This window comes from Psychrobacter sp. CX10, assembly GCF_057621575.2.
Genome location: NZ_CM177736.1, coordinates 2,079,127 through 2,102,735, shown reverse-complemented (window position 1 = coordinate 2,102,735; position 23,609 = coordinate 2,079,127). Strand labels below are relative to the sequence as shown.

Here is a 23,609-nt window from a genome sequence, read left to right as displayed (position 1 = left end):
CATAAATCTGAAATGTTAAGTATATACAATGTATAGACGTCACAACCTAGGTACGATATTGCATGTTTAATTTGAGTTACTCAAAAACCATCAAGCCCATAGCCAGTAAGCTCTCGCAGGCTATGCTATGCTTAAGAATTTCAACTAAGCGAATGACGTATACCTCGCTTTATGGATCATTGCCTTCGGGTCCATTTATGCGTCCAATAAGCGCTGTTATTATTCCAGTAGCAGTAAGTATCGCCATGCCCGCACATGCTGAGAGCTGGAAGGTAAACCTTCAAGATGCCAATATCAAAGCCTTTATCAATGAAGTGGCGACCATAACGAATAAAAACTTCGTTCTTGATCCGCGTATTAATGGCAACGTTACTGTCATTTCTAACCGTGCCTTATCAGAAGCTGAAGTGTATCAGCTGTTTTTAAGTGTGATGCAAGTAAATGGTATAGCGGCGATTGACACCGGTACCACCACAAAGCTTGTCCCAGATAATGTGGCCAAACAATCTGGTATTTCTGTTGATTTAAGAGGCACCAGCCAAGGAGAGGCACTGCACACAAGGGTTGTTTATCTTGAAAACGCTCAAGCTGCTCAAATCTTAACGGTGATACGTCCGCTGATGCCGCAGTCTGCACATGCCGCCGCTGTGCCCGATGTGAATGCGCTGGTATTATCGGACAGAGCCGATAGCTTGAATCAGATCACTACCTTAATACGCGATTTAGATAGTAATAATAACAATGCGTTAAGCGTCATCCCATTACGTTATGTCGATGCTGAACGCATGCTTGAGCTAATTGACGGACTTACGGCCAGTGCTACAAGTGGCTCAGGTAGCAGGGGGCATCTAAAAGTCATTGCCGACTCTGCCAGTGATCGTCTATTGATAAAAGGCACACCTGAGATGATTGCCAAAGTGCGTGCCATGGTAAATCAGCTAGATGTGGCCTCCTCTAAGCGATTAAGTGGACTGCGTGTTTTTCGTTTAAAATACGCCAGTGCAGCACATGTAGCAAGCATGCTGCGCGGGTTGTTATCTAACCAATCAATCGACAGCACAGGAGCCATATCAACCCTCGAGTCTGCCTCATTAACAGATACAGCGGCTCAAGGTGCATCGAGCTCAAATACAGGAACTCGTGCCAGTTCATCAACTGCTGGTAGCCTATCAGGTAGTTCATCGCGTTCAGGCGGTAGTGCAGGCAAGCCATTTAGTATTATTGCGGATGAAACTCAAAATGCAATTATCGTAAATGGTGATCCGGTTTTGATGAGTGAAGTAGAAGAGGCGATTACTCAGCTAGATACGCGCCGTGCTCAAGTATTGATTCAGGCGGCAATTATTGAGGTATCAGGAAATGATGCCAAGCAATTGGGTGTTCAGTGGGCACTTGGCAATGCCAATAGTGGCTACGGCGTGGTTAACTTCAATAATGTCGGCGCCAGTGCGACTGCGCTAGCCTCAGCTGCCTTAAGTGGCTCAGGTGTTAGTAGTGCCGCAAGTGCGATAGCGGGAGCATTTTTGGGTATTGGCGATAGCCGTAAAGACAGCAATGGTAATACAGAATTTTACGGTGCAATCCTACAGGCGCTCGATCAAACCAATAGTGCCAATCTATTATCAATGCCGTCTATCATGACGCTAGATAATGAGAAGGCCAGTATATTAGTGGGTCAAAATGTACCCTTTGTGACGGGCTCATATACCACCAGTGGCAACTCTTCAACCAATCCTTTTCAGACAATCGAACGCCAAGATATTGGTATTAATCTCAATGTCATTCCTCACATTGGTGAAAATGGTACGGTTCGTTTAGAGGTATCACAAGAAGTCTCCTCTGTGGTAAATGGTACTACCAATAATGCTAACGGGCTTATCACTAATAAAAGCTTAATTAACACAACAATATTAGCAGATGACAAGCAGACCATAGCCTTAGGTGGATTGATGCGCGATAACACCACATCAGGCGTTCAAAAAGTTCCTGGGCTTGGCAATGTGCCTATCGTCGGCCGATTATTCCGCTCTGATAACAGCAACACGGACAAAAGTAATTTGATTATATTTTTACAACCTACTATCTTAAGAGATGGTGGCGCTGTTGCTAGTGTGACTGAAAAAAGATACAACCAAATGCGCGTTATGCAGCTTATCATTGATCAAAATGGAACCATTAAAAAGATTCCGATGTCAGGGGCGAGTGACTGGGATGATCCCAATACTCAAACCCCAAATTATCAGCTTGCCCCTTTGCATCCTGTATCTAACTATAACCGTCCCGCACCGCTACCGCCATCATCCACATCGCCTGTTTATGGACAGCCGGCATATAGCCAACCTACACAGTCAGCACCAAACGTAAGCTACCCTGTAAATAGCAACCCGTTAGGTAATAGTCAGCAGGATGGTTTTATAGATTTCACAACACAGTAGTGACAAATAAAATTCAATTTTTATGATTTAATGTTTTTTATGCTGCAATATTTGAGCAATACATGAGGTGTTTGTGCGTTATTCTAAATGGATAAAACTTGGCGCTGTTGGTTTGGGTTTGTTATTGATTCCACGTCGTAGTAGCCATCAAGCAGATGGGAGCACTAAAAAAGACGATCGTAAATGTTGCCAAATCAAGGGTGACGATGCCGAGTGCGATAATATCGGGCATGACGATTACAATGGCAACGACAAAGACAAAGACAAAGACAAAGACAGACTCAAAGTTGATGGTAATTACAATCACGATCAGTATGATTCTAGTGAGCAGGATTTTAAATAAGTAACACTTTCAATAAGCAAAACCATATCTAAGTTGAGCCAACAGTGTGATTTAACCAAATACGAATGAGGTGCTAATTTACCATTATCTTAATGTGCACCTGCTTGAATACTAAACTACCCGAATGTAAACAACAGCTTTTAAAATTGCAATTTTACAACCCCCTTTATTTGCTTTACTCAATATTTTATTTTGTCGATAAATGACACCCAAACATATTAAGTTATAGGAGATGCACACGTGTATTATCCTCTCATAGATACTCACACTCATTTTGATAACTTTGTATTCGATCAAGACAGACTTGAACAAGCTAAAGCTGCCTATCAGTCTGGCGTTAAACATTTATTGCTTATCGGATATCTAGCAAAATACTTAGATAGACTCAACCAAACGCAGCAGCAGTTAGAAGCGTATGAACAGTCGCATCAAGTACCTAAAGCTCATTTGGCATCAGGGTTGCATCCTGCATATATTCACGACCACACCGAAGCAGATTTAGAGTACTTAACAGAATTTGTTGATGAGTATCAGCAAATTGCGATTGGTGAAATTGGACTTGATACGTTTACCGATGAGCTCAAAACGGAGGCGTCTGTTGAAAAGCAAAAGTATTTTTTCACCAAGCAATTAGATTTGGCCGTGAACCATCAATTACCAGTGCTATTGCATATCAGAAAAGCGCATGCGGAGTGTTTGGCATTACTCAAGTCACATGATTATGATGCTCATAAATTGGGCGGTATTGCACATAGCTTTAGTGGTGGTGAGCAAGAAGCCAAAGCATTTGTGAAGCTGGGATTTAAACTTGGTATCACTGGACAGGTAACCAATCCGAACGCTAAAAAGCTGCGCCGTGCGTTAACAGAAGCTGTTAAAGAATATGGTATTGAGTGCTTGGTGCTTGAAACAGATTGCCCTGATATGACACCTGTATGTTGTCAAAAGGGGGATGAGTCAATGCGTAATGTGCCTGCTAATTTAAGCGCCGTACTGGATTGTTTAAGCAGTTTACTAGACATTGAAAAATCGAGTCTGGCAAAACAGTTATGGCAAAATAGCTGCGATGCCCTAAACGTAGATTGGCCTTATCCAGTTTAAATAGGCTTAATACCTAACTTTTCCAAACAAACGCTATTATCATTATTTTGCTGTCAGGCAGTTATTAGGATGCCAACTTATATGTCAACACTTAATCAAGCTCAGCACTTTGAACTACATCCCGATCCTAACTCAGACCAGAATTTAGACCAAAACCTAGATCAAAATTCAGACCAAAACTTAGATCAAAATTCAGACCTAAGTTCAGACCTAAACTCTCCTCTAAATTCAGCTCAATACGATCGACGTTATAAAGGCACAAAAACCTTATATGGTGAAAATAGCTTTGATAAATTTGAGCAGGCGCATGTCATCGTTATTGGTATAGGTGGCGTTGGTACATGGGTGGTAGAGGGTTTGGTGCGTACAGGTGTCGGTAAGATGACGTTAGTGGATTTGGACGTATTAGTGGCGTCAAACGTCAATCGGCAACTACCTGCGATGGACAGTACATTCGGACGTAGCAAGATTGAAGTAATGGCTGAGCGTGCCAAACAAATCAATCCCCATATTAGTTTAACATTAGTAGATGATTTTTTGACGCCCCAAAATGTGGCGACCTTATTACCTAATCGTCAACAAGCCAAGCAAAGATTGGCAGAGGGTGAACGCACGATTGTGCTTGATTGTACCGATGACATGAATGCCAAAGTCGCTATCGCATTGCATTGCCGATTTAATAAATTAAAGCTGATATGTGCAGGCGGCGCAGGTGGCAAAACTGATCCATTACAAATAACGGTCAGCGACTTAAAAGAGACGTATCAAGATCCCTTATTGGCTCGTCTACGTAGTAAATTACGGCACGAAATGGGTATTAATACAGACATGAAAGAAAAGTTCGGTATCAAATGCGTGTATTCAACCCAGCCTCCAATCGTTAATAAGTCAGCGGATGCAAGTTGCCATACTGGAGGATTGCATTGTGGAGGTTATGGTTCTGCAGTCGTGATTACATCTGTGGTGGGTATGATTATGGTCAGTGAGACGCTAACGCTGCTTAGTAAAAGTTGAAACAGTTTAACTATACTGCTTTATTAAGTGTACGGTTTACTAGGAGCATGGCTTACTAAGTGGCTTTTGTAATACTTTACGATGAGGGGACAATTTGGCCAGTAATGCAGCGGGTAGGGGCGCAAACTGTCCTGTCATCATATCTGCCAGCACTTCAGCACATAAGGGCGCAAATGCATAACCCTTTGACCCCATGCCACTTAGTGTCCATATCTTTGCGTCCTCATCAATGTTACCTACCAGTGGGTGGTAGTCTGGCGTTTGAGCACGAATGCCTACTCGGGCCTGCCAGTTTTTGAATCCATTCTCTTTATCTGTTTCAAGCGTGCTTAAAAGCTCTGGTATGGCAGTCGTAAGCTTTACATAATTTATAGCATGTTCAGTTTGGCGGATACCGGTATCAGTTTGATTACGCACAAAGCTTGCCCCCAACAAAAATGTAGGGGTATTGAATGACACAGGATTTACTTTATGATCATCATGCTGTGGTCTAAATATACTACAATATCCGCCATATTTAAGCGGTAGCTTTGGTAAGTTCATAAGCTGAGCGGCGGTAGGTTCAAACCAAGACAGTTGCCCACGTATTTTACGATATTCAAAGATACGCGGGTCTAAATTTTGACTTTCATAAGCCGCCGCAATCACTACGGCATCGCAATGTATCATGCCAGTCGATGTGTTCAATTTAACAGTGCTTCTTTCTAAGTCACCGCGGGCACCGTTATTTATTTCAATTTGATCTACTGTTGATTGTTGAAATGAGATATTGGAATGCGCCAATATATAATCTGATAACGCTTTGGGATTTACTAAGCCTGCTTGAGGTAAATATAGATTATGCTTTAAATCATGATACGCCAATCCACTTATACGGTTAGCTTCAGCCCCTATCAGTGAGGTCGCCATCTCATTAGGGTAGGCTGCAATTTGTGCCTGATCCACATTGGTTTTTAGTAGCAAATCGAGTGTACCCGTATCTTCAAATATCTTGCTGTTTCTACTGATACTATTATCGCCATCTTCGCTATCTAAGCCGTCTCGTTTGGCATCGAATTGCTTATAGCGTCGTTGACTGTATAAATAGCTCATGGTGTGTAAATGCTCAGCCACATGAGGCAGCGGCGTCATTTTTGGCGCAAGCAGCGCACGAGGATTGCCTGATGCGCCCGCCAACGGGGCTACTTTATCAATTATGGTCACTTTAATACTGCGCATGGCTAATGACCAAGCCGCCATCAATCCTGAGATGCCGCAGCCAATTACCGCAACATGAGCAATAGGGTTTTTTACCGCATAATGATGTGTTGAAGTGCCACTAGGTTTGACAGCAGTGAGCATCTCTCTTTTTTTACCAAATCCCTTTACTTTGGTAACTTCGAATCCTGCGTTTTTTAAACCCCGTTTTACAATACCGGCACTACTAAAAGTAGCCACCGTAGTACCAGGTTTGGACAAGCGCTCCATGTTTTCGAACACTTGCTGCGCCCACAATGCTTCATTGCATGAGGGAGCAAACCCATCAAGATACCATGCATCAACATATGGAGGGTTTAAACCACACGAGTCATTTTCATACGTTTGAATCAAATTTTGCAAACTTAAGACGGCATCGCCAAGCCACAAATCTAACGTCACATCATCGGCAAGTATTAAACGATTACAGCCATTAATTAGTACAGGATAATGTGCTAAGAATTCATCAATATAAGGACTCAAGCGTACGTCTTGAATTTTCCAACTTTCCAGACTGCGGTGCATATCTTCATGAGTTAAAGGGAATTTTTCGGTACTAATAAAGTGTAGTCGAGGCAGGCTGGTTGTAGATGTTTTTGACGTATAATTATCACCAAACGCGCGATGTTTAACCTCATCCCATAGCTGCCATGTAGCTAACAAATTAAGACCTGTACCAAATCCTAACTCTACAATCGTGAAATTCTGAGTAGAATGATCGGCGCGCTCTTCTGCAGCAACAAATAAATCTTCAAAGCGTCTAGGAAGATTATTATTATCAATAAACACATGACGAGATTCAGCTAAGCCGTCTTTTAACGAATAGTAAACATCGCCAAACGTATTTGAAAATGGCACCATATTGCCCTGCTCATCTTCACGCCATACTAATGTTGCAGGTGATATGGTGTCATCGATATCTTTGAGGTTTAGCGAGGGAGGTAATTTAGGAGTGGAAGCAGGAGTGGGTGACATAATATTTAGTACTTAAATATAAAGGCATAGTGATTAGAGCGGGGTTTCAATTCATCAGAACATCAGTCTTACAACTGTCTTCAAATAGGTTAAATATATTTAAATCTTGATATACGGCCACTAATAATTTATCAACTAGTGCCTACTATCAACTAACATTTATCAACTAACATTTATAAATTAAGTGTTACCAGCGATCACGGCGACTAAATACAAATACGCCCAATAAGAAGCCCAATAGTAGAGAGACGGCTACCGTTACCGCACCGTACATAAACAATTGACCACTATGTTCATTAACCAATACGTTGACACGGGTTTGTAACTCATTTACATCACGCTGAAGCTGCGCATTACGGCCCAACAACTCCTGATTGGCAGCGGTTAGCTCAGCTTCCGTAGGCTGCATGCTACTGGCTAAACTGTCAGGATTAGTGAGTGGGTTTGAGTTATTAAGCGCGCCTTGATTGGATATTACCGAAATAGATTGTTCCGTATTTTCAACAAATGGCGTGTTTGGCTGCGGAGCGACTTGAGGATCTGTAGACTGCTGTCCATTTTGTTGCTGATTGTCTTGATTATGAACAATTACAGTAGGTTCATTTGCAGCCATCGCCGGTAATACATGCAATAACAAACCATAGGCCAATGCAATATGCAGGGCCCGTCTGCGAGCCATTGGTAGTTCTACAGAGTTATCGTTTTTAGATTGTGAAGCTGCAAAGAACATGACAGTCATTTCCAATAAATAGGGTATCTGGTTAACCAGTGAACTAATGGCTCGGTAGCGTCTTAATAAACGGCCTAATGTCCACATGGCTATATACGCCAGCTTTTAGATAGGGTTCTTCATTCGCCCACTGTTGTACCGCTTCTAAATCCTCAAATTCAGCCACAATAAGACTGCCACACATGTCGTTGCTACCATGCTCTATAGGGCATGGACCTGCCAATAACAAACGATCTTCGGCTTCAAGAAGCTTTAACCTCGCAACATGATCATCACGAGTTTGCTTTCTAAGCTCCGTAGAATTTGCCACATCGTGACCCACTATCATAAATAACGACATGATAAATCCTTATAAAGTTTGGCTAACCGTTAATAACCGCTATTAACTGTAAATAAACGAAAGTATCGAGGAACGCTTTTAGTACCATTTGCTTTAAGTACTCTAGACTTTAAGACCTAAGTAATTTAAGTACTAAGTAAGATCAACAGGGTAAAGATGAGTATAAGACTTTTTAAAATAAAAACGTTATAACTATTACTGTTTGTCTTTGGTTGTGCTGTCTTCAGTAAGCTTGGGGTTTAAATGGTTTTTTAGTACCACAAATTGACCTATCATAAATACTAACATGAATGGAATCCAGCCGTAGGTTTTAAAGTCAATCCATGTTTGATCGCTGGTATAAAAAGCAAAGTAGTATTGCAATCCTGCCATTAATATAAAATATCCTGCCCACGTCAATGTTAATTTATTCCAGCCTGATTGCTTAAGTAAAAATACATTTTTCATCGCCATTTTTAGTAAAGGCTTTTTAATAAATACGCTAAATATAAGCGCAAAAGCGAAAATACCGTTAATAACCGTAGATTTCCATTTAAGATATATATCATCATTAAGCAATAAAGTGAGACCACACAACGCAATAGTTAATATTAAGGTTATAGATTGCTGCTTATCGAGTTTACCCCGCTGGGTAACCATATGAACAATAGCCACCGCTACTGTCGCAATCAGAATGGCACCTGCACCCGCCAAAATACCATATTTTTTGGCAACATAGAAAAATGCAATCAAAGGAATAAAATCAAGCAATGCTTTCATAGATACCACTAAAGTTAGTTAAAAGTCGGTTAATAATTAATTTAATAAGTTGAAAAATATAAGATGCCATAGTTTACACGCCCTGACACTTAAAAAAAAGCGCTACGATTAAAAGCTCAGCTTATATTATAAGCTACACATAATTTTGTTAATCTCAAAACATTTAGTGAAGACCTAAACAGTGATGTTACTATAAACAGTGATGTCACTATAATGTATTCATTCAATTCTCTTATTAATAAATCAACCTTCAAACTAATTAACCTTTATAATAGTGCATATATAATAGGGCTTAGATTCTCATCATAGGTGCAATTACAGTTCTGTTATTTAATAGATTTTAACGCCTTCACTCGCACAAGACAATTTGCATATGACACAATCAAGTACAGCAGTATCTTCTACATCATGCTCCAAACATTTCAAACCAAATGCGTTTAACCATGTTAAAAATGCTAACAAAACTTCTAATGGTAACAGCGCTAACAGCGCTAACAGTGCTAACAACGCTAATACTGTCACTAATGCCACCAATCCTGATGCAGCAGTTAACGATATGACGCCGTCTCGTACACTCGCCTATAAAAAGATTGACTTACACAGCCACAGTACCTATTCAGACGGTAGTAATGACCCCGAGCAGTTGTTACAAAAGGCAAGCGATGCAGGTATCGATGTGTTCGCCTTAACTGATCACGATACGCTGTTAGGCATTGTAGAAGCTCGAGCGTTTGCCCAAAAGCACGGTATTACACTGATAAACGGTGTAGAAATTAGCTGCCAGCATACCTTAACTGGAGGGTATGGGAAAAATAAAAGCCAAGACAAAGTCATACATGTATTAGGGCTTGGTTTTGATAATTTTGAAGAAATGAATGAGAAATTAATTTATATCCAAGCAAGCCGCGGTAACAGAGGTCGAAAAATCGTTGAGAAAGTTTCAGAGCTCACCGGACAAGATTTTGAAAAGTTATGGGCCTCAGTGTTAGACAAAGCCAATGGCAATGTTGAGGCGGTAGGACGTGCGCACATTGCTAAAGTATTGGTTGAGCAAGATATTGTACCGACAATGCAAAAAGCCTTCGATAAATTTTTAGCAGATAACAAACCTGCATACGTGGCTATTGAGACTTTAAGTATGCAGCAAACAATCGAATTGATTCATCGCTGCGGTGGTAAAGCGGTATTGGCGCATCCTACTCGCTACAACCTATCTGCCACTCGGGTTAGAAAGCTCATTGCCGAATTTGCTCAACTTGGTGGTGATGGCTGCGAATTACCCAGTAATGATGAGCCTATTAGTAAACGTCGTATGATTGATCGCACAATTGCTGAGCATGGTTTACAAGTGTCGATAGGAAGCGATTTTCATGGTAGCAGTATGCCGTGGCGCAAGCTGGGTGATGTACCAAGCTTAGCAGAGGGTCAGATGCTTGTGATAGAGGCGATAATTAACTAGTTAAATAGCCGTTTATATTTTATTGACCAATGACTAAGCGACCAATGACTAAGCGCGACCAATGACTAAGCGATTGATTGACGGTTGAGTTATACTATAGTCAAGCGCCTTTTTTACAGCCACTTTTATAATAATTTACCCTATTTATAATCTAGTCCTAGTTTTCAAATTGTTTTACCAAGCTTGCAAGTACGCTGGTGGCAAAGCTACCTGTTGTTAATGTAAAGTCTAATACCAATGTCGTGTCGTCTTTCCATGACCATGACAGGTTGGCAACTGGTAATCTGAGCGATCGGCGCATGGTTTTAATTTTCTTATCTTCAAGACCAGTCGCCAATCTACTTAATATCTGATCTTCCTTAATAGTATCCTGCTCGATACGTTTGGCCTCTGCTGCTACTTTATCATTCTTTATACCCCAAAGCGGACCAGTAGGGTGGATATCGCCAGAATCTAAACGCTGTTTTATCTCATCATCAATGGTTTCGGTAGTAAATACCGACCCCGAGCCATCTAAATTAAAGACATCGCCTTCTAGCCCCGTGTTCCAGTTAGCGGCTTTAACACGCTTATTGAGGATTTGATTAAATATGGCACTACGGGCAGCTGATAAATATATCGACTGAGTATCTCTCCCCTTTTTTGGATGAGGTCTGCGTCCATGAATAGTACCTTGTTCTAACCATTCAAGCGCCGTGATAATATTGCTACCTTGATTGCCAAAGCGCTGTGAACCGAAATAATTGGGTACGCCTGCGGTTTTAATATGATGTAGTGTCGCATCCACTTCATCTATTGCTTCTTCGCGCTCTGGATTGAACTGAACATCTCGTAAGGTAATGATAAAGTGATTGGCTTTGTGGGCGCCTTTATGTAGTTTCTTGCTGTGCCACATTGAATCAAGTACTTCTAATTTCTCATAAGACTTAACCGAAAAGACTGTAGAGTCAGTAGAAGTAGGTCCAGATTTAGACTTAGATATTGGTGCAGCTATAGTATGAGACGATTGTGATTGTGATTGTGATTGTGATTGTGATTGTGATTGTAAAGTAGTGGATTGATTATTAGTCACGAAATCTGCAAAGCTCATTTCTGGTAATTGACGTTTAGGTAATCTTAAGCTAAACCACTGGGTTGTGATCGCGTGTCGGTCTTTTAAACCCGAATACCCCACATCTCGATTTGAAATATCCGCCCACTTAGCCAATAGCTGTGCAACAAAAATTGTATTCATACCTGTTTTTCTTATCAGCATCCATAAATGCTCACCTTCTGCGCTTAGCTTAATATCAAGCACTTCATTAACTTCAAAATCTTCTGGGGCGTTTTTAAAGCCTGCACTTAATATGGGAGCAAGATAAGGTTGATTAAGTCGTTCTACTTGAGTTAATTTGGCAATGTGTTCTGATGTGATGTCTGTGTCAGTCAATAAGGCTGTCATATAAAGCTCATACAAAGAAAGAAACGACAAGGTAATTAAACCTCATCAATTATGTATTTGATAGTAACATGTTTTATGCAAGCTTTAATAAGCGGATGCCATATACTGAATAAAACATACCCTTTAATAACAGTTCGTTTAAAAAAGAATATTAATAAAAATGGTAGAAAACTATGGCAAAACATAACGATGTATGGAGAACCTTTATGACCACGCCTACTAAATCTAAGCCTACTACGACTAAGCCTATTGTCACATTGCGTCAAGCCACCTTAAATGATATATCAGCATTATTAAGTTTATTGAACCTCTGCTATCGCGACGATGTAGGCTGGACAAATGAATCTGAATTGATAGGCGGGATACGTACAACGGGAGCTGAATTAAAAAAAGTAGTTGATGATAAGCGCCATTATTTATTCGTTTATCCTGAGCGAATCGATTCGATAGAGACTGGAAAGATATTGGGCAGTATTGCGGTGCAAATTCAAACCAAAATAAATACCGCCTACATAGGTATGTTTGCGGTACATCCCGATTTGCAGGGTCTAGGTGTTGGAAATAAGATGCTAGAAGCGGTAGAGACGTTTGCTAATCGTCATTTAAAATCTAATAATGCTAGCAAACCCATTCGGCTAACCATGAGTATACTAAGCCACCGTCCAGAATTACTCGCTTATTACCAGCGGCGCGGATATGCTTTAACTGGCGCAAGCTTACCTTTTCCTAACGATGGTAACAATGGGGAACCCAAGCGCTCAGACTTAGAGCTGCTTGAGTTAGAAAAACGGGTATAAGAGCGTACCATTTTTATTAGCTATAACGTCATAATTACTCTTCTACAACCTTCAAACTGTAACTGCCAGTTTGTTCAGGCTCATACGTAGTTACTATAAGGATTTGTTGACCAGTACGATCCAAAATGACGGATAGCTTCGAATCTATGTCGTCAACTGATGCAATTTCTTCTACATAAGCTTCAGATGTCTCATAACTTTCAGAAGTCGTTTCATCGATATAGATCTCTTCGTAAGCTTCTTCTGTTGCATAGATTTCATCAGCACTTACGTCATCGCTTGCATCATCATTTTCTTGATCAATGAGAAAGTTTCCGTTAACCATGCGGCCCCACAACAGTCGCGTGTCTAAATCATCGGAGGTTGTGGTAATACTATAACGTTGTCCTGGTGTTCCATTTATTTTATATGTATGGGCGTAATAATCACCTTGATATAAAGGATCAAGGGTTGTTAGCTGAGTTTTAGCAATTCGATTGGCTTCTAATTCATATACAGGCTTATAATCTGTCATAACGTTTAAAGAGGTATTTGCAATCAAATATTCACCCAAATCCCAGACTCTATCAGAGGACACTTTTGCCACAGCTCGACCCGTACTATCTAGCTTAAATGTCTTACGTTTATTGCCATCACTTAGGCTTAATGACCTTGAATCAGCATCTTCAATTGAAACAAATTTGCCGTTTTTCATCTCACCAAGCCCAATAATGGCATCTAAATCTTCTGAGATGACTTCAAGTCTAACAACTTCACCCGGTTTCCCTTGCAGGCGGTAAAGATTATAAAAATATCCTGAGTCATCTATCGTAGTAGTGGTCGAGAATACATTTGAAACAATGCCGTTTTTGGGCAGGTCAATCACTTGGGATGCTGAAGTTTTTGGAAGATAGTTAGCACTTATAATATAAGGGCCCAGCTCTTCTTCATAAGATCTGGCTTGAATATAAACGTTACCGCTACTTGGGACTTTATAAATGACTCGGCTATTTGTATCAATGCCACTGTCATCATCTTCTATACACTCGTTACAGTAAGAATTGAACTGTGCTAGAGATTCTCCTACCAATAGTTGTGGGTCAATGTGATTAGATATCATATCGATTTTTAGGTATCTGCCAGGACTACCTTTTAAGGTATATAAATTATGCAACTTTCCACTATACTCATCTACCATACTACTTTCTGTGAGCTCACCAGCATAAGATTGCTGAGGCTGTATAACTTGTTGGGCGTAAGCGGATAAGGTTAGTGTTGATGCTACAGTAAGCGTAAGCGCTTTGAGGGCGAATGTAGACTTATTTGCTATTGTAGAAAGATACTGATTAACGATTTTATCTTTGTTGAAAGATGAAAGCGCATTGCGTCTCATAAATGTTGTTTTAGAGGCTTGATGAGTATTAGAGGAGAAAAGTTCCATATTTAAAATATTCCTTAAGTTAATGTGTAAGATCAAAGTTATCAGGTTAGGTGTAGTAAAACTTACGACATTATATAGTTTATATTAAATTAATAAATTTAATCCATATGTCATTATAATTAATAGTGACTATTCAGATTGATAAAAAGACAGCCCCTTCTTATTTAATAAAAATCACATTTGAATAGGGACTATTAGGATTAAAAATAAGGTTTAAACTCTGAATACGTTTATTAAAGCAAAAAAAGAAAATAGATGAGCGACTTTAGTGCGTAAAAAATAAGAATTTTGTATGAAAAATTTTAACACCTATAAATAGTTTATGATTCATAAGTATTCCACGATTTATAATTGTTCTACGGTTTATAAGTATCTTACAAAAATACTTTAGGATTATAGTTAAACAGACTCTATTATCAGGACCTATTTCCAATATCTATTATCAATAGTATCAAGGTTGTAGTTAATAGCTTGAAAGCAAATGTCTGGTTTAAAGCCACGATATTGTAAAAATCTTAGCTGGCGCGCCTTGATTTTGGGATCTGTAGGAATGTCTTTACCATATTTTTTTACCCGAGCCTCTACCGCTAAGCGTAGCCAATCTACACCATCAACCATATCATTGTCTGATAACACGTCCACAAACTCTTCGTTGTCCTCCGTCGCCATATCAATTAATTCATCGATATTTGCAGGGACTTCTACCTTACGTTTATAAAAGTCATTCTTAATACGAACGCGGCCACGCCTTTTACGTATACCTTCACGAATCAGCATGAGTGCAGTACGGTAATCACTTTGATAGCCTTTTTCCGCAAACTCTTGTAGCAACTCATCAATTTTCTGCGGGTCTTGCTCTTTGTCAATAAGCTTCTGACGCAGCTCTCCTGCTGAGTGTTCACGTCTCGATAAGTAATAAAAGGCCAACCAACGCAAGCGACTGTTTGCCTTGATTTCTTCCTTTTCCGCTTGGCGCTGCTCAGGAGTTTTTAGATAAGCTTTTAGCGCAGTTGGCAAGTTATCTAGGGAAGTTAAGGAGTCAAAAGTTTGATTGTTTAATTCTTTTGATGAATCATTAATCTCTGAATGGCGCTCATCAGTGACTTCTTCTTTGATTTGAGCCAATATACTTTTAATACTATTAGGATTAACTTCTTTTATCGGCTCGTTGATATGAGTTTTTGGTTGATAGGGAGAGGCCGGATGGAAGGTTTTTTTCTTTTTGCGTTTTTTAGTTGTTCTTTTTGGTGGCTCTCTAGTAGGTTCTCTAGTAGGTTTTATAGTTAATGACGCATCTGGTATTTCATAATCTTCAGACACGTCAAAATCACGGGCAAAGCGATCCTTTACCCGCGATTGTTTTTTTTGGACGTAAGTTTGCTGATTTAAAGTTTTGCGTTTCGTCGAACGCTTTGAGGGGTTATCGTCCTTGCTCGTTTCAGCAAGGATTTCAGCAAGTGTTTTTATCTGCATAAGATATCGTTTGCAAATCTATATAAGGTTAGGCATCTGCGCTTGGCAACTCTTCTTCAGAGGCTTTTTCTTCCCCTTCAGGATTAGCGACCGCTAGCTTTTCAGCACGAATTTTAGCTTCAATCTCTTCGGCAATAGCAGAATTGTCCTTTAAGAACAACACTGAATTGGCTTTACCTTGACCAATCTTTTCATCGCCATAGCTATACCAAGCACCCGCTTTACCCACGACACCAATATCCACACCAAGATCGATAACTTCGGCTAGATGGTTGGTGCCTTCGCCGTAAGTGATTTCAAATTCAGCTTGACGGAAAGGCGGTGCCATTTTGTTTTTAATAACTTTAACTCTTGTTTGGTTACCAATGATCTCATCACCGCTTTTTACTGCACCGATACGGCGGATGTCTAGTCGAACTGACGCGTAGAATTTCAGGGCGTTACCACCAGTAGTGGTTTCAGGAGAGCCAAACATCACCCCAATCTTCATACGAATCTGGTTAATAAAGATAACCATACAGTTTGAACGTTTGGCGTTACCTGTAATTTTACGCAGCGCCTGACTCATTAATCTTGCTTGCAGACCCATGTGACTGTCACCCATTTCGCCTTCGATTTCAGCGCGCGGGGTAAGAGCAGCTACCGAGTCAATAACGATCATATCAAGAGCACCTGAGCGTACCAACATGTCAGTAATCTCTAAGGCTTGTTCGCCATTATCAGGTTGAGAGACCAAAAGATCATCGGTATTCACACCCAGTTTGCGTGCATAAATTGGGTCAAGAGCGTGCTCGGCGTCGATAAATGCACAGGTACCGCCTTGCTTTTGACATTCAGCAATGGCTTGAAGGGTAAGCGTTGTTTTACCTGAGCTTTCAGGGCCGTAAATCTCTACGATACGACCTTTAGGCAGGCCGCCTATTCCTAACGCAATGTCTAAACCTAATGAGCCTGTAGAAACCACATCGACATCTAAAGTGGCTGAATTATCGCCAAGATGCATGATGGTGTTTTTACCGAATTGCTTTTCGATTTGACCTAGTGCCGCTTTTAACGCTTTGGCTTTGTTGTCATCCATAATGATGTCCTAATAATATATAATTGAAAAGTGTTTTAGATTATAAAGCTAAAATGAAAGTTTAGTAATGATAAATGATGGATTTATTCCATAATTATCTATTACGCGATAATTTATATTACTTAAATTGTGTTATTTAAATTGAATTTATAAAATGCTGTACATTGATCTGTAAGTAGTCATTCATTAATAAGATACGTTGTCGATACAATGATGATTAAATAAAGTGTCGTCTACAAATTTTTAAATAATGAAGAGAGTAAAGTTGATAGTCTGAGTATAAGGTTTAAATTAACAGTGTTGGAAAGAAAATATAGAATTAGTAAGTCGTTAAAACGATCCTGATAGCTAATAATAAGATTTTGAAACTGGATATATTTAGTTTGTCTGTGCTTATTATAACAAATAGCTACCTAATGAATAGGGTAACGATGACAGTAAACGACACATACTGTCGTTAGGTGTTCATGCTTTTATAAGGCTATATATAACGTTCATATCGTAGTCACTTAAATGCTTTAAAGACTTAAAACCCTAAACATTTGAAGGTTTACAGATTTAAAACCTATAGACTTAAAGACTAAAGAAAATAAAGACCAATTTCTAATGATAGAAATTGGTCTTAAAATAGCCTAAGTGTTTTAGATAGAACTATTTAGCTAAATCTAACTTAGTAGTTTTGACTTAAATAGCTTACTTATATATATCATCACTAGGGTCTATTGAGCATTCTTAAAAAAACTACTCAAGTATATACTGACATAGCAATGGACTAGCGCGCCATAGCATAAGGTTCGATAATGCCACACGCTATACGGCTACCAGCATCACCTGACGGCTGGCTGCGGTAATCGTCTTGTCCTTCATGAACGATAAAGGCACGCTTGTAAACACTGTTAACGCCATTAGAAGATAGCGAAATACCTTGTTTAACAAAGTTCAAAGATGCCACACCATTCGCATTAGCTGTAATGTTTGGCAGGTCTCCTGCATGACTCTGTGCTAAATTTGGAATACCGTGTGGTTGGTTTGTTGGATTATAATGACCACCTGCATTTTTGCCCATATTGCCACAATTACCAAATTCGTGGATATGAATAGCCACAGTTTCACCCGGTGTTAATCCTGTAATGTCACCATATATTTGCACGCCGCTTTGAACAGGGCGTAAGTACATGTTGCCAATATGCGTTTGGTTTTGATCAGTCGTATGAATACTGGACGTGAGGACAGGGCTTATTGCGACAGGTGTCGGGGTAGGCGTTTGAGGTGTACTCTGACAGGCACTTAGAGTTAAGGCAGTCGCTAATGCTGCGGTAGTCGTAAATAGCTTTTTCATGAGTTACTCCTTATTATTTATAATAGATAGTTCAAGAGAAAATAAAAACTAGTAAAATAATATAAAATTCTTATTGGTGGTTCGCTCTATTGAGCATCTACTATTGACCTAAAGATACAAAAAAAGTGAGGTCAATACTTCTAGCCAATACTCATTGCCAAAACTTCTTGGGAAGACTTTTTGGAAAGAGACACTATTCAATATTCTTTGGATTGATCAATAATTTATTGTACTTCTATTAAATTATAATCAAACTGGCAATAAACCCATTAGCCTATACGTTTCTATAGGTTATAAATTGTAAATAGACTAGGGGTTGTATAGAATTGATTAATTAGGACTGCTGATAGCTAAAATTGTTCCAAACTAGGCGTAAACCGCTGATAATGTCTAGACCTTAGCTAGGTTTACAACAACGTTTGGGGCAATTTTAGCATCAGCCTTACAGGTCAGGGCTATTTTTTGCCAATATATTGTGAAATTATCTAACTTAGAACAACTAAGCTGCGAAAATTTCCCTGCATATTGACTAAAAAATAGCCACTGCCAGTTCCATGAATCAATTCTATACAGCCCCTAGTGTCTGTTTAATATTTATACCTATATTATAGTCAGCGAACTACTAAAAAGTTATGGCGTTAACCTCTCTAAGCCTAATTGAGTAATACTTGCACTCGGCCGCCTAGTAACCATTTTAGACTTATTTGACTATAATTAGCCATTTAAGTTCAATGAAAATTTTATTTCTTGTGAAAACGAGCTAATTTTTGCCTAAGAAGATGAATGTTCAATGATCCCTTAGATATAAAAAAGGGCTACTCATTGAGCAGCCCAAATTTATTAAAAATAATTTACATGCGGTCTTTGAATATTAGCTTCGTAATACCTTTTTTGAATTTGTGGTATCAACCGTTACTTTAGAGGGCTTCAAAGGTTTTGGCATTTTTATCAATGCCACCTTTAAAACCTCATCTATACTTGAAACAGGCTGAATGGACAGTCCTTCTTTAACATTGTCAGGTATCTCATCCAAATCGCGCTCGTTTGACTCTGGAATCAGTACATGTTTGATACCACCACGATGTGCCGCCAGTAATTTCTCTTTTAGACCACCAATACGCAGCACCTTACCACGTAGCGTAACCTCACCTGTCATGGCAATATCTGGACGTATTGCAATACCAGTTAATGCTGAAACTAAGGCAGTGGTTAAGGCAATACCTGCAGAAGGACCATCTTTAGGCGTTGCCCCTTCAGGCATATGGACGTGTATGTCTTGTGACTTAATGCTTTCATAATCAATGCCTAATAACTCTCCGCGGGCTCGTACTACGCTCAATGCTGCTCGGATAGACTCCTTCATCACATCACCTAACGATCCAGTATAGACAAATTCGCCTTTGCCTGGCATGGTGATGGCTTCGATGGTCAATAGCTCACCACCCACACTGGTCCACGCCAGTCCAGTCACACGGCCAACTTCTGGCTCTTCTTCAGCCAACCCATAATCGTACTGATGAACGCCTAGGTAATCACTGATGTTCTTATCGTCAACCACCACTGTTTCGATTTTGGTTTTCTTCGATGGGCGAATACCGTACTTCTCAATGGACTCACGGACTACTTTACGGCAAATTTTATTAACCTCTCGCTCAAGGTTACGCACGCCAGCTTCACGTGTATAGCGCTGTACAATACTATGTAGCGCTTCTGGTACGATTTCAATCTCATGGTTTTTTAAGCCATTTTGCTTAATGGCTTTAGGAACTAAGTACTTCTCAGCAATGTTGATTTTTTCATCTTCGGTATAGCCCGGTAGACGAATCACTTCCATACGGTCAAGAAGTGCAGGTGGAATGTCCATACTGTTAGCCGTACAGATAAACATTACTTGCGATAAGTCCAAATCCATATCTAGATAATGGTCGTTAAACTTATCATTTTGTGACGGGTCCAAAACCTCTAGTAGCGCAGAAGCAGGGTCACCACGGAAGTCTTGTGCCATCTTGTCAATTTCATCTAACAAGAACAGCGGGTTTTTGACTTCAACTTTCGCCAATGACTGAACAATTTTACCCGGCATCGCACCAATATAAGTACGGCGGTGACCACGGATTTCCGCCTCATCACGCACACCGCCTAATGCCATGCGCACAAATTTACGGCCTGTCGCACGCGCGATTGACTCACCCAGTGAAGTTTTACCCACACCTGGAGGACCGACCAAACATAGAATAGGACCACGTATTTTTTTAACCCGTGACTGCACCGCTAAATATTCTAAGATACGGTCTTTCACATCTTTTAACCCATAATGGTCAGCGTCCAATACTTCCTGCGCTTTGTCGAGCTTGATAGATACTTTGCTGGTCTTTTTCCAAGGCGTATCTAAGATCCACTCGATATAATTGCGCACCACAGAAGATTCACTAGAGGCCGGTGGCATCATTTTAAGCTTTTTAAATTCTTGTTCCGCTTTTTTACGTACCTCATCAGGCAAGTCCGCTTCTTTTAAACGTTTTTCAAGCTCCTCAATGTCATCATCTGCATCAAAAGCACCATCGCTTACTTCAGACAGCTCATTCTTAATGGCTTTGAGCTTTTCATTCAAGAAGTATTCACGCTGGTTACTCTCCATTTGACTGCGAACCGCGTCTTGAATGTCTTGCTCAATTGACTGCTCGGCACTTTGTCTTGCTAAGTATTCTGTCAGCGTATTGATATGCTCATTGATATCGTCTTTCTCAAGAAGCATCTGTTTGGTAGATAGCTCCATAGATACTCGAGTGGCAATAAAATAAACCAATTCAAGTAAGTCATCAATGCGTTCAGACACACGAATAAGCTCACGGCTATTGCGTAGACGCGCTTCAGCATATTGAGCAAATAGGCTACGTAACGCCTGCATGGTGTTTTCGAGTTGGTTGTCACTCATATCAATGGACATATCGCGACGGGTGAAAGTCGCGGTGAATACATTATCACGGCTGATGGTGTCGACCTCATCCATATGGGCGCGATATTCACCTTCAATTAGAACTTTGATACAGTTGTCATCGCTGTCATGCGGCATAGTGCTCACAATACGACAAACGGTACCATATCTATATAAGTTCTCTTCATAAATCTCTTCGGTAATAGAGTCTTTTTGCGCCACAACAAATACTTTGTCACCATACTCAGCTTGAGCCAACTCAATAGCGTTGACTGAATTTAACCGGCCTACAAATAATGCAATCTGCATGTGCGGATAAACCACCACATCTCGCAGAGCAAGTAGAGGTAGCTCAGTTGGCTCATCAATAACAGAAGCTGAGTCATCATCAGACTCTAAGATGGGATCGTTATTAGAGTCATCAGCAGATTGCGCACTGGCTTTAATTGTGTCAAAAGCGAATTGCTCAAGCTCACCTCGATCAAGCTCAGTTGGGGTAACGTCATCAATCTGCTCAGCGTCACTATTGTAGTTTTTATCTGATTTACTCATATATTTTCCTATTATCATGTGACATAAATCTTCTATAGTCGAAGTTTTTTATGCTATGACTATCTAAATGGTGGTAAGTAGTGATAATTACAAGCGCATTTAGTAGTGATTTACGCTCAATTATAGTCTTAGCTTACTAAAATCGGTAAAATATACCTTTTGCGACTTTTTCATTGATCTTATAAACAGGGCATACAATGGTTAATGCGGTATTATTGGCAGTTATAGTCATGTTAGGTCTATCACTGGCTCGCGTGCATGTGGTATTAAGCTTGCTGATAGGGGCGATGGTCGGAGGGTTGGTAGGCGGACTAGGGGTCGATGCTACCCTTACTGCGTTCCAAGATGGTATAAAAAACGGTGCGCTGATTGCCTTATCTTACGCCTTGCTTGGGGCTTTTGCCGTGGCTATTGCTCATTCAGGATTACCGCAGACTTTATCAAATAAGATCATTAACCAAATTAATAATCAACAAGGCTCTGGACTTGGTTCAACTAAGTGGGTGTTGTTTTTTGGTTTGGTGCTAATGAGTGTATTTAGTCAAAACCTAATCCCCATTCATATTGCGTTCATACCTTTGATTATACCGCCTTTGTTGATGGTATTTAATCGTATGCAAATCGACAGACGTGTCTTAACTTGCTTGATGACTTTTGGGCTAGTCACTACTTATATGTTTATCCCTTACGGCTTTGGTGAGATTTATTTAAAGCAGATCATGCTAAAAAATGTCGGTGAAGCAGGGTTGAATATCGAAAATATATCTGTGATGAAAGCGATGGCTATTCCTGCATTAGGTATGTTAGTTGGTTTGTTTACAGCGGTGTTTTTTAGCTATCGAAAGCCGCGTCAATATACTCTGACGGTGGAGGTTGCTGATTCTCAAAACCACGCTAATCAAAGCCACGCTAATCAAAGCCACGCTAATCAAAGCCAGGTTAATCACGCTAATCAAACCCAATCTTCTCAATTACAAGCTACGAATACCCAGGAGATATTCTCCAATACCGCAACCAATATTCAATTACCGAGTACAGGGAAAACGATTGTAGCGCTGCTGGCCATTATTACAGCCTTTGTAGTGCAGTTATACACGGATTCATTATTATTAGGCTCGTTATTTGGGTTTGGCGTATTCATGGCAACGGGCGTGGTGAAATGGAATGAAGCCGACAACGTATTTAATGAAGGTATAAAGCTCATGGCGATGATTGGCTTTATTATGATCACCGCTCAAGGGTTTGCAGAGGTTATGAAAGCAACAGATCAGATTGCACCTTTAATCGATGGGGCGACCAATTTATTTGCAGGTAATAAAGCAATTGCTGCGTTCGTGATGTTATCGATTGGATTGATCGTTACGATGGGCATTGGGTCTTCGTTCTCAACCATTCCTATTATTGCAGCCATTTATGTGCCTCTGTGTATATCTATGGGTTTCTCCCCATTAGCTACTGTGGCTATAATTGGCACAGCGGGTGCGCTCGGTGATGCGGGCTCACCTGCGTCAGATTCGACGCTTGGACCTACTTCGGGTTTGAATGTAGACGGGCAGCACGATCATATTAAAGACAGTGTGATTCCAACCTTTTTACACTTTAATATTCCCTTGTTAATCTTTGGCTGGATTGCGGCAATGGTATTGTAACCTACTGTTTATGTAGTAAATTTTAAAATAAAAAAGCGAGTGTCAATGGTTCGATATTAGTTTTTTTGTGGATCGAGATTAGGTCTAATTATAAAAATAGCGACACACTTGCCAAATGCAGGTTAATAACAGATAAGCAAAAGAGAGTAATAGCCAAAATACAAGGTTAGCCAGTGGTGGCGATGCGTGCATAATAAAGAGTATAAAGAAGCTGAGTAGCAACAAAGTGATGGCTAACATCAGCAGGAACTTCCAGCGACTTTTTATATAATAATCAATCACCCCCAATACAGTTATATGAAAAAACATCACCGCATTCATATTGATAATTAAGTCGATAGGATAGCTGTTTGAATCAGAATCTTTAGAATAAAGTAAAGCGAATGGGTCAGGCGTATATCCCGCCATAATAATTTGATAAACGAACACTGCCCACAAAATGACAAAGACAACCTTAAACGGATGGGCTTTGATATAACCGATAACTGAAGGTAGATACTGCCTTGTATATTTCATATTATCCTTTATTTAAA

Annotated in this window: 18 protein-coding genes; 7 read left to right on the top strand and 11 right to left on the bottom strand. The window is 40.1% G+C overall.

Annotated elements, in window-relative coordinates; genetic code table 11:
- The first annotated feature begins 62 nt into the window (after positions 1-62).
- From gspD to AC21OH_RS08455, 4 genes are all read left to right on the top strand, one after another.
- Positions 63-2,435, top strand: a complete 2,373-nt coding sequence (gspD, locus tag AC21OH_RS08470; RefSeq protein WP_487370096.1) for a type II secretion system secretin GspD — start codon at positions 63-65, stop codon at positions 2,433-2,435.
- Between the two features lie 73 nt (positions 2,436-2,508).
- A complete protein-coding gene (locus AC21OH_RS08465) occupies positions 2,509-2,778 on the top strand; it encodes a hypothetical protein (protein WP_487370097.1) in 270 nt (89 codons plus the stop codon).
- A 240-nt stretch (positions 2,779-3,018) separates the two neighbouring features.
- Entirely contained in the window at positions 3,019-3,879 is an 861-nt protein-coding gene (locus tag AC21OH_RS08460; RefSeq protein WP_487370098.1) for a TatD family hydrolase, read from the top strand.
- Positions 3,880-3,960: 81 nt separating this feature from the next.
- Positions 3,961-4,893, top strand: coding sequence for a tRNA threonylcarbamoyladenosine dehydratase (locus AC21OH_RS08455; RefSeq protein WP_487370099.1), 933 nt, complete (start codon positions 3,961-3,963; stop codon positions 4,891-4,893).
- A 39-nt stretch (positions 4,894-4,932) separates the two neighbouring features.
- Here AC21OH_RS08455 and mnmC2 read toward each other — a convergent pair whose 3' ends face one another.
- The 4 genes from mnmC2 to AC21OH_RS08435 all read right to left on the bottom strand — a co-directional run bounded on the left by mnmC2 (position 4,933) and on the right by AC21OH_RS08435 (position 8,933).
- Complete coding sequence (gene mnmC2, locus AC21OH_RS08450; RefSeq protein WP_487370100.1) at positions 4,933-7,104, bottom strand: tRNA (5-methylaminomethyl-2-thiouridine)(34)-methyltransferase MnmC2; 2,172 nt, start codon at positions 7,102-7,104, stop codon at positions 4,933-4,935.
- A gap of 187 nt (positions 7,105-7,291) precedes the next feature.
- Entirely contained in the window at positions 7,292-7,921 is a 630-nt protein-coding gene (locus tag AC21OH_RS08445) for a hypothetical protein (protein WP_487370101.1), read from the bottom strand.
- Positions 7,878-8,174 (bottom strand): YciI family protein, encoded by a 297-nt coding sequence (locus tag AC21OH_RS08440; RefSeq protein WP_486535579.1) that lies wholly within the window; start codon positions 8,172-8,174, stop codon positions 7,878-7,880. The genes AC21OH_RS08445 and AC21OH_RS08440 overlap by 44 nt, the downstream gene beginning before the upstream one ends.
- Positions 8,175-8,369: 195 nt before the next feature.
- Positions 8,370-8,933: an inner membrane-spanning protein YciB gene (locus tag AC21OH_RS08435; RefSeq protein WP_487370102.1), complete on the bottom strand. Its 564-nt coding sequence runs from the start codon at positions 8,931-8,933 to the stop codon at positions 8,370-8,372.
- A gap of 556 nt (positions 8,934-9,489) precedes the next feature.
- Here AC21OH_RS08435 and AC21OH_RS08430 point away from each other — a divergent pair.
- Positions 9,490-10,392: a PHP domain-containing protein gene (locus tag AC21OH_RS08430; protein ID WP_487370109.1), complete on the top strand. Its 903-nt coding sequence runs from the start codon at positions 9,490-9,492 to the stop codon at positions 10,390-10,392.
- A gap of 157 nt (positions 10,393-10,549) precedes the next feature.
- Here AC21OH_RS08430 and truD read toward each other — a convergent pair whose 3' ends face one another.
- Positions 10,550-11,833 carry a tRNA pseudouridine(13) synthase TruD gene (gene truD, locus AC21OH_RS08425; RefSeq protein ID WP_487370103.1) on the bottom strand — a complete coding sequence of 428 codons (1,284 nt, stop codon included), beginning with the start codon at positions 11,831-11,833 and terminating at the stop codon, positions 10,550-10,552.
- 173 nt (positions 11,834-12,006) lie between these two features.
- On the opposite strand from truD, the gene AC21OH_RS08420 reads away from it, so the two are divergent.
- Entirely contained in the window at positions 12,007-12,630 is a 624-nt protein-coding gene (locus tag AC21OH_RS08420) for a GNAT family N-acetyltransferase (RefSeq protein WP_487370105.1), read from the top strand.
- A 34-nt stretch (positions 12,631-12,664) separates the two neighbouring features.
- Here AC21OH_RS08420 and AC21OH_RS08415 read toward each other — a convergent pair whose 3' ends face one another.
- From AC21OH_RS08415 to lon, 5 genes are all read right to left on the bottom strand, one after another.
- On the bottom strand, positions 12,665-14,050 hold the full coding sequence (locus tag AC21OH_RS08415) for a hypothetical protein (RefSeq protein ID WP_487370106.1): 1,386 nt from the start codon (positions 14,048-14,050) through the stop codon (positions 12,665-12,667).
- Between the two features lie 423 nt (positions 14,051-14,473).
- On the bottom strand, positions 14,474-15,523 hold the full coding sequence (locus tag AC21OH_RS08410) for a regulatory protein RecX (RefSeq protein ID WP_487370915.1): 1,050 nt from the start codon (positions 15,521-15,523) through the stop codon (positions 14,474-14,476).
- A 28-nt stretch (positions 15,524-15,551) separates the two neighbouring features.
- On the bottom strand, positions 15,552-16,601 hold the full coding sequence (recA, locus tag AC21OH_RS08405) for a recombinase RecA (RefSeq protein WP_487370916.1): 1,050 nt from the start codon (positions 16,599-16,601) through the stop codon (positions 15,552-15,554).
- 772 nt (positions 16,602-17,373) lie between these two features.
- A complete protein-coding gene (locus tag AC21OH_RS08400; RefSeq protein WP_487370917.1) occupies positions 17,374-17,940 on the bottom strand; it encodes a superoxide dismutase family protein in 567 nt (188 codons plus the stop codon).
- An 871-nt stretch (positions 17,941-18,811) separates the two neighbouring features.
- The gene (gene lon, locus AC21OH_RS08395; RefSeq protein WP_487370946.1) at positions 18,812-21,184 is read right to left on the bottom strand and encodes an endopeptidase La; all 2,373 of its coding nucleotides are present in this window, start codon (positions 21,182-21,184) and stop codon (positions 18,812-18,814) included.
- Positions 21,185-21,624: 440 nt separating this feature from the next.
- Between lon and AC21OH_RS08390 the strand changes: the two genes are divergently transcribed.
- Complete coding sequence (locus AC21OH_RS08390) at positions 21,625-23,076, top strand: Na+/H+ antiporter family protein (RefSeq protein WP_487370918.1); 1,452 nt, start codon at positions 21,625-21,627, stop codon at positions 23,074-23,076.
- Positions 23,077-23,160: 84 nt separating this feature from the next.
- Here AC21OH_RS08390 and AC21OH_RS08385 read toward each other — a convergent pair whose 3' ends face one another.
- Positions 23,161-23,592 carry a hypothetical protein gene (locus AC21OH_RS08385; RefSeq protein ID WP_487370919.1) on the bottom strand — a complete coding sequence of 144 codons (432 nt, stop codon included), beginning with the start codon at positions 23,590-23,592 and terminating at the stop codon, positions 23,161-23,163.
- Positions 23,593-23,609 lie beyond the last annotated feature (17 nt).